Raw genomic sequence first — 525 nt, 5'->3', positions numbered from 1 at the left:
GGCGAAGCAGGAGCGAAGCTCCGTCGCGGAGACCCCGGGATCCATGCCGCGACCTCAGCCGAGGGCGCAGCGGAGCACAATTTCTGCCCGCGGCGGCGATTTGAAGTCGCGGCATGGATCCCTTGGGCTGCGGAGCAGCTCCAGGGGTCTGCGCTGCGTCGCTGCGCTCCTTGCTCCGCCCGTGGATGACGAAGCGATGAGCGTTTACCGCTAGTCGGCAAGGCATGCCGTCCATCAGCGGGTGGTTGAAATGCTCATGCCCGGAATTAGTTCAGTTGCCGCACTCGCTCAGTTGCTGCGCGTAGTCCCGCGCCATCTTGTCGGTGGCCCGGGCATAGCCCTGGACGCCGGCATCGCCCCGGTTGCCGCGGCCATAGGCGGTCCAGCCGAGATAATAGGCGAGATAGAGGTTGTAGGTGTCGTTGCGGGCGACGCCATACGTGTCTGCCGTTTTGGAATGATACCAGCCGACAAAGTCGACGGCGTCGGCGAATTTCGACCGCCGGGCCGCCCAGTTGCCGGTCT

1 pseudogene is annotated in these 525 nt (G+C 65.0%); it reads right to left on the bottom strand.

Annotated features, from left to right (window positions below):
- Nucleotides 1–271: 271 nt before the first annotated feature.
- A pseudogene (locus EOB59_RS36695) lies at nt 272–525 on the bottom strand (hypothetical protein); the annotation flags it as partial.

It is taken from the genome of Mesorhizobium sp. M7A.F.Ca.MR.176.00.0.0 (assembly GCF_004023165.1).
Lineage (GTDB): Bacteria > Pseudomonadota > Alphaproteobacteria > Rhizobiales > Rhizobiaceae > Mesorhizobium.
Note: the sequence above shows the minus strand (reverse complement) of the source record. Positions and strands in the feature narration are given on the sequence as shown.